Source organism: Pantoea sp. UBA5923, from assembly GCF_002431095.1.
GTDB classification, from domain to species: Bacteria; Pseudomonadota; Gammaproteobacteria; order Enterobacterales; family Enterobacteriaceae; genus Pantoea; species Pantoea piersonii.
Genome location: NZ_DJDN01000065.1, coordinates 39,450 through 53,111, shown reverse-complemented (window position 1 = coordinate 53,111; position 13,662 = coordinate 39,450). Strand labels below are relative to the sequence as shown.

Annotated in this window: 12 protein-coding genes; 7 read left to right on the top strand and 5 right to left on the bottom strand. The window is 60.5% G+C overall.

The genetic code is table 11. From position 1 onward, the window contains the following. Position 1 precedes the first annotated feature (1 nt). The gene (gene hutU / locus B3797_RS14960) at positions 2-1,687 is read left to right on the top strand and encodes a urocanate hydratase (RefSeq protein WP_269949248.1); all 1,686 of its coding nucleotides are present in this window, start codon (positions 2-4) and stop codon (positions 1,685-1,687) included. A gap of 177 nt (positions 1,688-1,864) precedes the next feature. After that, complete coding sequence (locus B3797_RS14955; protein ID WP_311791489.1) at positions 1,865-3,016, top strand: M20 aminoacylase family protein; 1,152 nt, start codon at positions 1,865-1,867, stop codon at positions 3,014-3,016. Here B3797_RS14955 and ybiB read toward each other — a convergent pair whose 3' ends face one another. Together ybiB and dinG are read right to left on the bottom strand one after the other, a co-directional pair. After that, positions 3,017-3,985, bottom strand: a complete 969-nt coding sequence (gene ybiB / locus B3797_RS14950; protein ID WP_311781916.1) for a DNA-binding protein YbiB — start codon at positions 3,983-3,985, stop codon at positions 3,017-3,019. Between the two features lie 54 nt (positions 3,986-4,039). Beyond that, on the bottom strand, positions 4,040-6,217 hold the full coding sequence (dinG, locus tag B3797_RS14945; protein WP_311791488.1) for an ATP-dependent DNA helicase DinG: 2,178 nt from the start codon (positions 6,215-6,217) through the stop codon (positions 4,040-4,042). Positions 6,218-6,399: 182 nt separating this feature from the next. Between dinG and B3797_RS14940 the strand changes: the two genes are divergently transcribed. From B3797_RS14940 to B3797_RS14925, 4 genes are all read left to right on the top strand, one after another. Continuing rightward, on the top strand, positions 6,400-7,383 hold the full coding sequence (locus B3797_RS14940; protein WP_311781918.1) for a LacI family DNA-binding transcriptional regulator: 984 nt from the start codon (positions 6,400-6,402) through the stop codon (positions 7,381-7,383). Positions 7,384-7,506: 123 nt separating this feature from the next. Then, entirely contained in the window at positions 7,507-8,316 is an 810-nt protein-coding gene (locus B3797_RS14935; protein WP_311791487.1) for an inositol monophosphatase, read from the top strand. Between the two features lie 105 nt (positions 8,317-8,421). Next, positions 8,422-9,780: an MFS transporter gene (locus B3797_RS14930; protein WP_311791486.1), complete on the top strand. Its 1,359-nt coding sequence runs from the start codon at positions 8,422-8,424 to the stop codon at positions 9,778-9,780. Between the two features lie 24 nt (positions 9,781-9,804). Then, entirely contained in the window at positions 9,805-11,076 is a 1,272-nt protein-coding gene (locus tag B3797_RS14925) for a histidine-type phosphatase (protein ID WP_311791485.1), read from the top strand. Here the strand turns inward: B3797_RS14925 and B3797_RS14920 are convergent. The 3 genes from B3797_RS14920 to B3797_RS14910 are packed head-to-tail and all read right to left on the bottom strand — an operon-like array spanning position 11,061 to position 12,639. Further along, positions 11,061-11,528, bottom strand: coding sequence for a GNAT family N-acetyltransferase (locus tag B3797_RS14920; protein ID WP_311791484.1), 468 nt, complete (start codon positions 11,526-11,528; stop codon positions 11,061-11,063). The genes B3797_RS14925 and B3797_RS14920 overlap by 16 nt on opposite strands. Continuing rightward, the gene (locus B3797_RS14915; RefSeq protein WP_311791483.1) at positions 11,525-12,052 is read right to left on the bottom strand and encodes a GNAT family N-acetyltransferase; all 528 of its coding nucleotides are present in this window, start codon (positions 12,050-12,052) and stop codon (positions 11,525-11,527) included. The genes B3797_RS14920 and B3797_RS14915 overlap by 4 nt, the downstream gene beginning before the upstream one ends. Beyond that, positions 12,049-12,639: a helix-turn-helix domain-containing protein gene (locus tag B3797_RS14910; protein WP_414693094.1), complete on the bottom strand. Its 591-nt coding sequence runs from the start codon at positions 12,637-12,639 to the stop codon at positions 12,049-12,051. Before B3797_RS14910 ends, B3797_RS14915 begins: the two co-directional genes overlap by 4 nt. Before the next feature lie 125 nt (positions 12,640-12,764). On the opposite strand from B3797_RS14910, the gene B3797_RS14905 reads away from it, so the two are divergent. Next, the gene (locus B3797_RS14905; protein WP_311781924.1) at positions 12,765-13,505 is read left to right on the top strand and encodes a MerR family transcriptional regulator; all 741 of its coding nucleotides are present in this window, start codon (positions 12,765-12,767) and stop codon (positions 13,503-13,505) included. Positions 13,506-13,662: the final 157 nt, after the last annotated feature.

Sequence of the window (13,662 nt, the reverse complement as noted above, 5' to 3'; positions counted from 1 at the left end):
TATGAGCGAAACTCTCTCCCGGGCCGTGGCGCGCGAAGTGCGTGCGCCACACGGCACCACGCTGCACTGCGCCAACTGGCTGATCGAAGCCGCCTGGCGCATGATCCAGAATAACCTCGATCCCGATGTGGCCGAACGGCCTGAAGATCTGGTGGTCTATGGCGGCATCGGCAAGGCGGCGCGCAACTGGGAATGCTTTGAACAGATCCTGCGCTCCCTCGAACTGCTGAAACCCGACGAAACGCTGCTGATCCAGTCGGGCAAGCCCGTCGGCGTTTTCCGTACCCACGCCGACGCGCCGCGCGTGCTGCTGGCGAACTCCAACCTGGTGCCGCACTGGGCCAACTGGGATCACTTTCACGAGCTGGATAAAGCCGGGCTAATGATGTATGGCCAGATGACCGCGGGATCCTGGATCTATATCGGCGCGCAGGGCATCGTACAGGGCACCTACGAAACCTTCGTCGAAGCGGGTCGTCAGCACTATAACGGCGATCTCGCCGGACGCTGGATCCTGACTGCCGGTCTGGGCGGCATGGGCGGCGCGCAGCCGCTGGCGGGCGTGCTGGCGGGTGCCTGCGTGCTGGCTATCGAGTGTCAGGAGTCGCGCATCGATTTTCGTCTGCGCACCCGCTACGTCGATCATAAAGCCTACACGCTGGATGAGGCACTGAAGCTGATTGAAGAGGCAACCCAGGCGAAGCGGGCGATCTCCGTCGGCCTGCTGGGCAACGCCGCCGAAATCCTGCCGGAGATGGTAAAACGCGCCCGCGCAGGCGGACTCAGGCCCGATATCGTGACCGATCAGACCTCAGCGCACGATCCGGTGAACGGCTATCTGCCCATCGGCTGGGACGTGGCGCGCTGGCAGTCCGAACGCGCCAGTGCACCGAAGGCGGTGGAAAAAGCGGCGCGCGCCTCTATGGCGGTACACGTGCAGGCGATGCTCGACTTCTGCCATATGGGCATCCCGACGGTGGACTACGGCAACAATATCCGTCAGGTGGCGCTTGATGAGGGCGTAGAGAACGCCTTTGACTTCCCGGGTTTCGTGCCGGCCTATATTCGTCCGCTGTTCTGCGAAGGCAAAGGGCCGTTCCGCTGGGTGGCGCTGTCGGGCGATCCGGAAGATATCTATAAAACTGACGCCAAACTTAAAGAGCTGTTTCCGCATCATAAAAGTCTGCATCGCTGGCTCGATATGGCGCAGGAGCGCATCGCCTTTCAGGGCCTGCCGGCGCGTATCTGCTGGCTGGGGCTGGGCGAGCGCCATCTCGCCGGGCTGGCGTTTAACGAGATGGTGCGCAACGGCGAGCTGAAGGCGCCGGTGGTGATTGGCCGCGATCATCTCGACTGCGGCTCTGTTGCCTCGCCAAACCGCGAAACCGAGTCGATGAAAGATGGCTCCGATGCGGTATCTGACTGGCCGCTGCTTAACGCCCTGCTGAATACCGCTGGCGGCGCGACCTGGGTAAGTCTGCACCACGGCGGCGGCGTCGGCATGGGCTTTTCGCAGCATGCGGGCGTGGTGATTGTCTGCGACGGCAGCGAGCAGGCCGATCAGCGTCTGGGCCGCGTGCTGTGGAACGATCCTGCGACGGGCGTAATGCGTCACGCGGATGCAGGATATGAGCGCGCGCAGGCCTGCGCGGCTGAGCATGGACTGAAATTGCCGATGATGAAGTAAACGCCGTCAGGGCGGCGGGCGCTGACCCGCCTGCTCTGTCTGCCTGTATAGCAAGGGGCTTCCGCCCCTTATGCTCTTTGGTTCTGACCTATAGCCAAATTCCTGGCCCACAAGATAGACGCGCCTGCAGCTTGCCACTACAGTGGAGATTCATCATTACCAGGAGCGCGATTCCGCATGACCTTATCCCCTGCCCTGCTCGACAAAGCCCAACACTGGCGTCATCAGATTCACCTTGAACCGGAACTCGGTTATCAGGAGCATAAAACCAGCGATCTGGTCGCTCAGGAGCTGGAGCTGGCGGGGCTACAGGTGCATCGCGGTCTGGCAGGCACAGGCGTTGTTGGTACGCTGCGCAATGGCGAAGGCCCGGTTATCGGGCTACGCGCCGATATGGACGCTCTGCCCATCACCGAGAAAGGCGCGCCGCAGTGGCGCTCAAGGCGTCAGGGCGTGATGCACGCCTGCGGTCATGACGGGCATACCGCGATCCTACTGGCGGCGGCGCTGCAGCTGGCGGCCACGCGTCGCTTCCGCGGTACGGTGCACTTTATCTTTCAGCCCGCCGAAGAGAATCTGGGCGGCGCGCGCAAAATGGTCGAAGATGGCCTGTTTCAACGTTTCCCTATGGATGCCATCTATGCGCTGCATAACTGGCCGGGAATGCCGGTCGGGTCGCTGGCGGTCAATCCCGGCGCCATGATGGCCTCGCTCGACTCGTTTGAAATTACCCTTAACGGCAGAAGCTGCCATGCGGCGATGCCGGAGAGCGGCGCCGATCCTATGGTCGTGGCCGCTGAACTGATCCTGGCGCTGCAGACCATACCGTCGCGTCGCCTTTCGCCGCTCGCCTCGGCGGTGGTCAGCGTCACGCAGATCCACGGCGGCGAAGCGATTAATGTTATTCCGGAAACGCTGGTGCTGCGCGGTACGGTGCGATGTTTGCAGACCGACGTACGCAATAAAGTACGCGGTCTGATTGAAGAGTTTGTCGCGACGCTGCCGCGCCCGTTCGGCGTCAGCGGCGAGATCCACTGGTTCCCTGGCTACCCGGTCACCGCCAATCACGTCGGACCGGCTGAACAGGTGCGCGCGACGGCGCAGCGGATGCTGGGCGAGGAGCAGGTCTGCTGGCAGGTGAACCCCTCAATGGCGTCGGAAGATTTCGCCTGCATGCTCGATGTCTGTCCCGGCGCTTACTTCTGGCTGGGCGCGGATGGCGCTATCCCTTCCGCGCCGCTGCACAATGCCGAATATGATTTTAATGACGCGCTGATCCCGCTGGGCGTGGCGTTCTGGCAACGTCTGGTCGAGGAGGCGCTGCCGTAATTACCACCCCGCGTCGCTCAGGCGCGCCAGGCCCGCTTCCAGCGACTCGCACTCTCCGCTGGCGCGCAGGCAGCAGGCGATTTGCAAACGCAGCGCCTGCGGCACCGGGCGCTCGCCGTTAAGCACCGTTTCCGTCCAGCGCGCGGTCACCTCAGCCGATTTTTCAGCCGGCAGCTCAAGCGACGCCTCCGGCTGACGCTCGACCCACACTTCCGCTTCGCGCCCCGCGCCGGGAATAAAGCTGATCGCCGGACAGCGCTGCGGGTTTGCGTAGACTTCCCCTTCGGTGCCGTTCAGGAGAATCGCGGGCGCATCGATCTCGCTAAAGAACTTACCGACGCGCGGCACATATTCCGGATGCGATACGCTGGAGAGGCGCAGCGCTTCGCGTTCGCCGAACGGCGTCGCCAGCTTTACCAGCGTATGTGCGCTGCTGCGGACTCCCATGCGCCAGCGCAGCGAAAGCTGCTGCGCCATCGGCGGGCAGAGATGGTCGATGGTGATAAAGGCGAGTTCGCCCTTATCCAGCGCCGCCTGCGTCTGCGCTTGCGTCGTCAGCGCCGCGATACCGAGCGCGGCGAACACCGCCTCGCTGGTGACGCGCGTCGGATCGTCGCTGACCCCGTGTACCAGCACCGGAAAGCCCAGACGGTTAAGCAGCAGCGCCAGCAGCGGCGTCAGGTTGCCCTGACGACGCGCGCCGTTGTAGCTCGGGATAACAATAGGCTGCGGACGATGCGCGGGCGCCTGCAGCGACATCATGCGCGCCTGCATCGCCTGATAGAAACCGCGCATCTCCTCTTCGCCTTCGCCTTTGATGCGCAGCGCGATCAGAATGCCGCCCAGCTCCAGATCCGGCACTTCGCCCGCCAGAATCGCCGTATAAAGCGCCTGCGCGGTGGCAAGATCAAGATCGCGCGCGTGGTTTTTGCCGCGCCCGATCTCTTTAATCACTTTGTTCAGTTCCATTCATCGCTTCCGGTCAGGGGCCGCTAATGTCGGCGGCCGAAACATATTGATTTGTTAACGCTTCGCCGCCGGTCGCCGGGTGGGACGCCGCTTGCTCCCGGCCTGAGTCGGCGCGCTTTTCACCTTCAGCGGAGCGGGCGCTTCCGGCTGTTCGATTGGAAACACCGGCAGCGCGGCCAGCAGGCGGCTGCCGTAGGCTTTACTCAACAGGCGGCGATCGTATATCACGATTTCGCCGTAGCACTGGTGGCTGCGGATCAGACGCCCTACCTGCTGTATCAGCGTAAAAGAGGCGCTCGGCAGGCTCTGCACTTCAAAAGGGTAACGGTTCAGGCTCTTGAGCCATTCGCCCTCGGTCAAAATTACCGGACTGTCCACCGGCGGAAAAGCGATTTTATGAATATGCACCTGACTCAGCAGTTCGCCCTTCAGATCCAGCCCTTCGGCGAACGACTGCAGGCCAACTAAAATACTGGTTTCGCCCTTCGCCACCCGTTTACGATGCAGCTCAACCATGCGCGAGCGCGGCTGGTCGCCCTGCACCAGCATGGTCAGACGCAGCTCCGGCAGCTGAGCGACGAACTGCTGCATCGCGCGGCCGCTGGCGAACAGCACCAGCACGCCTTTATGCTGCGCCTTTTTCATCTGCTGACGGAAAAAGGCCGCCATCTCGGCGATATGCTCCGCTTCGTTAGCCAGCAGCGGCTCATAGCGCATCTGCGGGATCACCAGCTTGCCCTGTTCGACGTGGTTGAACGGCGAGTCGAGCGCCACGAAACGATCGCCTGCTTTTTCGTTCAGGCCCGACATCTCCTGCAGGCGACTAAAGCTGTTAAGCGAGCGCAGCGTGGCGGAGGTCACCACGACATGGGGGATTTTGCGCCATAACAGTTTCTCCAGCTGATCGCTGACGCGAATGCCGGCGCAGTGAAACAGCAGATGCGCCTGCCCCTCGCGCAGCTCGCGCGTAATCCACTTGGAAACCGGCGCGCCCGACGCTTTCGGCATCGCCGCCAGCCGCCACAGTTTGCTGACCGACTCAAACCAGCCGAACTGGCGGTTAAGCTGCAGCAAATTGCGGTGCAGACGCATCAGATCGACGCTGCCGGTCTGCTCGCTGAGGGCGTTGATCAGCCCTTCCGCCAGCCCGCGCAGCGCGTCGCTCAGCTTAAAGAGGCGCGCGCAGAGCGCCAGCAGCTCTTCGGGCAGCTCGCCCAGCACAAAGCGAAACTCGCCCGGCTGATTATCAGCGGGCAGCAGCGGATTGAGCGCCTGGCTCAGGGTAGTCAGCAGCTCGCGCAGTTCGTCGCAGTGCGCTTTAAGGCGTTCCGGGTTGCTGAGCGGCGGCGGCGATTTCGGGCGCATCTGCGTCATAATGCCCTCTACCAGACGCACAAAGAGGTCAAGCTGCAGGCTGCTCCAGCCCGGCGTGATATCCGCGCTCATCTCCAGCGCGTCGCGCGCCACTTCGGGCAGATGATGCCCTTCGTCCAGCACCAGCATCAGATGCTTCGGCGGCGGCAGCACCGACTCGTTTTCCATTGCTGCCATGACCAGCGCATGATTAGCCACTACCACATCCACCTGTTCGATTTCGCGGCGGGCAAGGAAGAACGGACATTCACGGTACCAGCGACAGTGCGCGCCGAGGCAGCTCGCTTTGTCGGTAGAGAGGCGCTGCCACAGGCTGTCGCTGATGTTCTCTTCGCTGTGATCGCGCAGCCCATCCCAGGCGTAGCTGCCGAGCGATTTCTCCAGGCGGGCGCACTGCGTCTGCTCCTCCTGCGTGCTGCTGACCGCCTCGTCGTCGAGATAGAGCAGCAGATCGCCCTGGCGATCGTCGCTGGCCGCCAGCGCCGCCAGGTTGCGTGGACAGACGTAGCGCCCGCGTCCGAACGCAGCGGTAAAGGTGAGATCGGGAATGATCTTCTTCAGCAGCGGCAGATCTTTGGTAAATATTTGATCCTGCAGCGCCACGTTGGCGGTGCTGACGATCAGCCTTTTCTCTTCGGCGCGACTCGCCGCAATGCCGGGGATCAGGTAGGAGAGCGTTTTGCCGACGCCGGTCGGCGCTTCAATCGCCAGGTGGCGCGCATCGTCGCCCGCCAGGCATTTCGCGACTTCGGCGATCATCTGGCGCTGCGGCGCGCGAGGAATAAAGTCCGGCACCTGCTGCTGTAGCGCCTTATACCACTGCGCTATCTGGCTTTTTATTGCTGCTGTCAGGGCCATAATCAGTTACCGCGGGGTGAAAACGGCCTGTATTTTTACACAGTAATCCGCCAGCGTCAGCTACAGGGCGCATTTTTTCGCGCCGCTTTGACGTCTCCGTATAACGCCTTTCTGCTGAAGCGCTGGATTCCGCGGCGGCAGATGCATAAGCTAAGGCCCATTCTTTCGGACGCAGGTGCGGCATGAGCGAAAAGAGTAAAAACTGGGTAAAAGCGGAAGATGTTGCCCGCCTGGCAGGCGTCTCACGTTCTGCGGTGTCGCGGACCTTCACGCCCGGCGCATCGGTGGCGGAGAAAACGCGTCAGAAGGTGCTTGCCGCCGCAGAAGAGCTGGGCTATCAGGTCAATATCATCGCCCGCGCCATGAATACCGGCAGCAGCAATTTTATCGGCATCGTAACTGCAGGCTTCGATAACCCTTTTCGCAGTAAACTCCTCGCGCCGCTCGTGCACCAGCTGGCGCTGCATGGCCTTATTCCACTGCTGATGAATGCGGACGATCCGCAACAGCTGGCGCCCTCGCTGAAACAGCTGCTGAGCTATCACGTCGCTGGCGTCATTATCACCTCAGGCGCGCCGCCGCTCTCGCTGGCGGAAGAGTATCTGGCGCGCAAAATCCCTGTTACGCTGATTAATCGACATGCCGAGTTAGCGGGCTGCGACCGCGTCGCCAGCGATAACAGCCAGGGCGCACACCTGATTGCGCAGCACTGCATAAATCGCGGCTGGCGAAAGATAGGTTTTATTGGCGAAGATGCTCACCATTTTAGTACCAGCCAACGCTATCAGGCGCTGAAAAAATTACTGGGCGAGCGCCTTGTCGCTACGCAATTTTTCCCTGGCGGCGGCTATGAGGCCGGACGCGCTGCTGCTTGTGAACTGTGTGAAAAGCAGCCCGACCTGGAGGTTCTGGTCTGCGCTACCGATATGCTGGCGCTGGGGGCTATCGACGGACTAAAGGCTCACGCTTCACGTCCCGCCGTTACCGGCTTCGATGATATTCCTCAGGCGGCATGGGATCCGTATCAGCTAACAACCGTTCAGCAGAATACTGCGCTTCTTGCCCAGCATGCCGTGGATCTGCTGCTCACGCGCATCGCTCAGTTCGATCTGCCGCCGCGCCAGCGCGCCGTACCCGTGAAATTAATCGTTCGACGCAGCGCATAATGGAAGATTCATTTTATGCGGCGTCGGTCACAGACTAATCGATTACGCCCCTTCACACTCATGCCAGCCCTGCGGGGTTAATTTTTTCTCTTCAAATGCACACGTGTGCAAAAAGGAGTGTTGATGCATCATTCTGACAACAGTGAACGGCTAAACCGTTACCGCTTTGCCTGCGAGCTGGCGGAAACAGGCGGCAGACTCGCTTTCGAGTACTACCAGAAACGCGAAGAACTGACTGTCGATCATAAGGGCGAGGATGCGCAGGATGTCGTCAGCCTGGCCGATCGCGAAGTAGAAGCGCTGGTGAAATCACGTATTGCGCAGAGCTTTCCTGAAGATGGTTTTTTAGGTGAGGAAAGCGGATTCGCTCAAGATGAGGCGCGGGTGCTCTGGGTGGTGGATCCCATCGATGGCACCAGCAGCTTTCTCAACGGCCTGCACACCTGGTGCCTCTCGCTGGCGGTCATAATCGACGGCGAGCCGGTGATAGGCGTCGTTTACGATCCTAATCACGGCGAGCTGTTTCACGCCTGCAAAGGAAGCGGCGCCTGGTTAAACGATCGTCCCATAACGCCTCATCCGGCCGAAACAGTCGCAGATGGCGTGATGGGGGTGGGTACGTCGCACCGGGTTACGACCGCCGAGTTTCTGCCTTTTCTCGACGCTCTGCTGCAACAGGGCGGCATGTTTGTCCGCAACGGCTCAGGCGCGCTGATGAGCGCATGGGCGGCAGCGGGCCGTCTCATTGGCTACTACGAGCCTCATATGAATCCCTGGGATGGCTTGCCCGGCATCGTGCTAATGCGTGAGGCGGGCGGCGTGACTAATCCCTATCTCACAGAGGACGGCATTAAGCGCGGGAACCCTGTTCTGCTGGCGAGCAAAACGCTTTACCCACAATTAAAACAATGGGTTAAGCAAAACCTCGACTAACCTGCGGCACATCTTTCCGTAAATGATATACGCACGCTATACCGGGATTCGCTTTCAGGGATGACAGATTTATCAGACACGCCTCTACCCTACGGAGACAGGATAATGTACGGATTGATCGGTTTTTTCCGGGCGGCCCCGGCGAAGCACGCCGCGCCCCTGAACGCAGAACGTTTTCGCTTCGTTCGCTGGCAAACTTTTCTGGCGATGACGGCTGCCTATGTCACCTTCTACGTGTGTCGGCTCTCATTCACCGTGGCAAAAAGCGCCCTGGTGGAACTGGGCCTCTCCCCTTCTGAACTGGGCATGATCGGTTCCGCGCTCTTTTTTAGCTACGCCATCGGTAAGCTGGTTAATGGTTTCCTTGCCGACCATGCCAACGTCGTTCGCTTTATGAGTCTGGGCCTGCTGATTAGCGCGGCGATGAATTTGATGATGGGTATGACCACTAACGCCATGCTGCTGGCGATCTTCTGGGGCATAAACGGCTGGGCACAGTCTATGGGCGTCGGGCCTTGCGCTGTCTCGCTGGCGCGCTGGTACGGTAATAAAGAGCGCGGCACTTTTTACGCCATCTGGTCTACCGCGCACAATATTGGCGAGGCCCTGACCTATATGGTCATCGCTGCGGTAATCGCCGGTTACGGCTGGCATATGGGCTATCTCTCCACTGCGGCGCTTGGCGCGGCAGGCATTGTTATCATGCTGCTGTTTATGCGCGATTCGCCGCAAAGCTGCGGTTTTCCGTCGATTCAGACGCTGAGTGACGAGCCGCATGAAAGCGAAGATAACAAGGGTTCGGTATTTAAAAACCAGCTTTTCGCTCTGCGTAACCCTGCGCTCTGGACGCTGGCGCTCGCCTCCGCTTTTATGTATATCGATCGCTATGCCGTTAATTCTTGGGGAATTTTCTTTCTCCAGCAGGGCAAGGCCTATACCACCGTTGAAGCCTCTGGCATTATCGGCGTCAATGCCATCGCGGGTATCATCGGCACGATTATGGCTGGCATGCTGTCGGATCGTTTTTTTCCGCGCAATCGCAGCGTGATGGCCGGTTTTATCAGTTTGCTCAATACGCTCGGCTTCGCGCTCATGCTCTGGTCGCCGCATAACTATTACACCGATATTCTGTCGATGGTTATCTTCGGCGCGACTATCGGCGCGCTGACCTGCTTTCTTGGCGGATTGATTGCTGTCGATATTTCATCGAAAAAAGCTGCCGGCGCCGCGCTGGGCACTATCGGCATCGCCAGCTATGCGGGTGCCGGGCTGGGCGAGTTTCTCACCGGCATGATTATCGACCAGACCTCGCTGCGGGAGAATAATAAAATCCTCTATGATTTTCATACGCTATCCCTGTTCTGGGTCGCCGCGGGCCTGGTTTCAGCGCTGTTATGTTTCGTCACGGCCGCTATTGTTGCGCGACGTCACGCTATCGAACAGCGCACCTCCTTTTCATCTTAGCCTCTCCCTTTTAAGGAAAAACATATGATGACAGCCAGACATCAGGTCGCGGCGCGCCTGCTTATTGCCTGCGCCCTCTGTTTCAACGCGGCGCAGGCCGCTGCGCAACCGGACTATCAGCTGGAAAAGGTCGTGGAGCTGAGCCGCCACGGCGTTCGCCCGCCGACGCCGGGCAATCGCCATGATATCGAAGCCGCCACGCAGCGGCCCTGGGCGGTCTGGAGCACGCGCGACGGCGAACTGACCGGCCACGGTTATGCGGCGGTGCTCAATAAAGGGCGCTGGGAAGGCAAACACTATCGCCAGCTCGGCCTGCTGACGGATGGCTGCCCGCAGCCGCAGGATATCTATGTACGGGCCAGCCCGCTGCAGCGTACCCGCGCCACTGCGGAAGCGCTGGTTGACGGTGCCTTTCCCGGCTGCGGCGTCGCCGTACATCATGTCATGGGCGAAAACGACCCGCTGTTCCAGACCGACGCCTTTGCCGCGACCACTCCCGATCCTGCGCGGCAGCAGGCGGCAGTAGCGGCGAAAGCGGGCGATCTTCCGCTGCTACGGCAGAAGCTGAAGCCTGCCATCCAGGCGTTAAAGCAGGCGGTATGCCTCTCTGACGCGCAGTGCGCGCTATTCGATCCGCCCTGGCAGATCCGCCAGAGCAAGAGCGGCAAAACCTATATTGCCGGTCTGAGCGTGCTGGCGAATATGGCGGAGACGCTTCGCCTGGGCTGGAGTGAAAACCTGCCGTTCAGCCAGATCGCCTGGGGCAATATCACCCGCGCAGAGCAGATCAGCGCCATCCTGCCGCTGCTGACGGCGAACTACGACCTCAGCAACGACGTGCTCTACACCGCGCAGAAGCGCGCCTCTATTCTGCTCAACGCGATGCTGGAGGCTGCTGAAGACCGCGCCGCCACGCCAGACGCGCGCTGGCTGCTGCTGGTCGCTCACGATACCAATATCGCCATGGTGCGCACCCTGATGAACTTTAGCTGGACGCTACCTGGCTACGCGCGCGGCAATATCCCGCCCGGCAGCAGTCTGGTTCTTGAGCGCTGGCGCGATAAGCTCAGCGGTGAGCGTTTTTTACGCGTCTACTTTCAGGCGCAAAGTCTGGACGATCTGCGTCGCCTGCAGCCGATCGATGCGACGCATCCGCTGCTGCGCGAAGAGTGGCGACAGGCGGACTGTCGCGTGACGCCGGTCGGAACGCTCTGCCCGCTGCGTAGCGCGGTACGCGCCCTGGGCAGGGAGATTGATCGGAAAGCTGTTACGCCAGTCAGCTACGATCTTCCCTGAGCGTCCAGCCGCTTACCCAGGCATTGTGCCTGCGGCATCGTGATATAGCAGCCGAACGGCGCAATCGGCTGATAGCCATGGCGAGCGTAAAAGGCGAGCGCTCGTCCATTAATGCGGCGCGTTTCAAGCCACAAATGTTGATAGCCCGCCAGTAGCGCCTGCTGCTCAAGAAAATGCAGCAGCGCCGCGCCAGTGCCCTGGCTTCCGGGCAGGGCAAACATGCGCTTAAGTTCGGCCACGCCGGGCTGTAAAGGACGGAATGCACCACACCCGATCGGCTGCTGCTGCGCATTGCGCGCCACTGCGAAGCAGTAGCCCGGCAATGCCATTTCTGCTGTATTAAAGCGAGCGCGGCCGCTGCTACCGGTTAACTGCTCCAGCGTTTCAGAAAGCTGATCCAGCAGCCAGCAAGCATCTGGATGATCGGCCTCTTCACGCTCGACCAGAATCATGGCAGAGCGCCCAGCTGCTTAAACATCACCGTTGTCGCCTCCCGCTCGCCGGTGACTGACTCGGCGTAGCAGGGAATCGATCCGGCTATCTGCCAGCCCAGCGAAAGATAGAGGTGGCTGGCGACGTCGCCGCTGCGGGTATCAAGCACCAGCAAGGTTTTACCCAGCGCCTGCGCCCGCTGTTCGGCCTGCTGCATCAGCTGGCGCGCAATGCCCTGACGTCGGGCATGCGGATGCACCAGCAGCTTGCTGATCTCCGCGCGGTGGCGGCCGTTAGGCATGCCTGCCGCGTTAATCATCACGGTACCGACGACCCTGCCATACTGGCAGGCGATAAGAAGTTCATTCTCGCCGGGAGCGAGGCTTTCTGCGCGGCTTTGCCAGAAACGCTCAACCACCGCGCTGTCCTGCGGATCGGTGAAGCCGATACTGGCACCGTCCGCCACGCACGCCAGCAGCACATCGCTGAGGGAGAGTAACCGCTGCCGCGCCTGAGCGGCGTCAATCCATTCATATGTTGTCATGGTTTGCATACCACCAGCACATAGCGCGCGCCGTCGGTGAGGTGCGCTTCAAACGCGGAGCGGCCAGTCAGATGAAAGCGCAGGCAATCGCCTGTCTGCATCGTCCAGCTCTGCCCGTCCATGGTGATGGTCAGCCCGCCTTGCTGCAGCCAGATGTGCTGCTCCAGCCCCTGAACGGGCGGGGCGTCATAGTCGATGCGCGCGCCGGGACGCAGCTGGCCTTCAACCAGCTCTGCGCGAAAATGGGACGCTGGCGGCGAGACGTTGCGGCGCACAAAGCCACTTTCATCGTCGCGCCATAGCGGCTGCTGCTCCGGCGTCAGCAACAGATCAACGCCCTCTTCCACTTCACTTAGCAGGCGCGACATGGTAAGACCATAAGCTACGCATAAACGGTTTAATAACGCAGCCGTGGGGCTGGTTTCGCCGCGCTCAATACGCGACAATGATGCGCGGCTGATGCCGGTCGCCGTGGCGAGTTCATCCAGTGACCAGCCGCGTTGAACGCGGAGTTCTGCAAGGCGGGCCGCGAGGCGCTGTTCGGTATCTTCAGTTAACACGCGTAACCTCTCATATCTGAGAATCATTTCTCACACATGAGATCTAGCGTGAAACTGGCTTTACCGTCAACTTGTACATATAAAAAACATTTGTACAAGTTGATCGGGTTGGTTAAGGTTATCTGATTGCGGTCAGGAAGTTTGGGGAAGTTATGGCCTTTTACAGTATCGGTGACGTTGCCGAACGCTGTGGAATAAATCCAGTCACGCTGCGCGCGTGGCAACGGCGTTATGGCTTACTGAAGCCACAGCGCTCGGAGGGTGGACATCGTCAGTTTGATGACGAGGATGTTCAGCGCATTGAAGAAATTAAACGCTGGATCGAAAGCGGCGTACCGGTGGGCAAAGTCAAAGCGCTGCTCGAAGGCGAAAGCCTGAATGTGCATGACGGCTGGGTCAACCTGCAGGAAGAGCTGATGAGCGTGTTGCGTCACGTTAAGCCTGCAAAGCTGCGCGCTAAAATCGCGGCGCTTGGACGGGAAAACCCGGTAGACGCGCTTATCGATCACGTCATTATGCCGGTGCGGCAGAAACTTGGGCTGGATCAGAACACTGCGCGCGTGATGAGCAGCCTGCTGGATGGCGCGCTGATCGACTACGTCGCCTTCTGTCTTGCCGCCAGCCGCAAGAAAGCGGGTAAAGACGCGCTGATCCTCGGCTGGGCGGTGGAAGATCGCACCCGTATCTGGCTGGAAGCCTGGCGCCTTGCCCAGGAAGGCTGGCGGCTGGACGTGCTGGCGGAGCCGCTGGATCTGCCGCGTCCTGAGCTTTTTCCCGGTCAGACCATTTTTGTCTGGACCGGAAAAAAACTGACTCGTCGCCAGCAGGAGCAGCTGACGCACTGGCAGGAACAGGGCTTTTCCATTCGCGCGCACGAAACGCGCTTTCAGTAAAACGCACGCAGGGCCCTTTTCGCCTCGCCCTGCCCGCGTTATTATCCCCGGCTTTCGGGCTTCAATCAGGTTTCTGCATGAACTGGCAAAAAATCTTCTTCGCAACGCTGTTTTTCATTATGGCCGTCGGCGGCACCGGCGGGCTGATGCTGGTCGG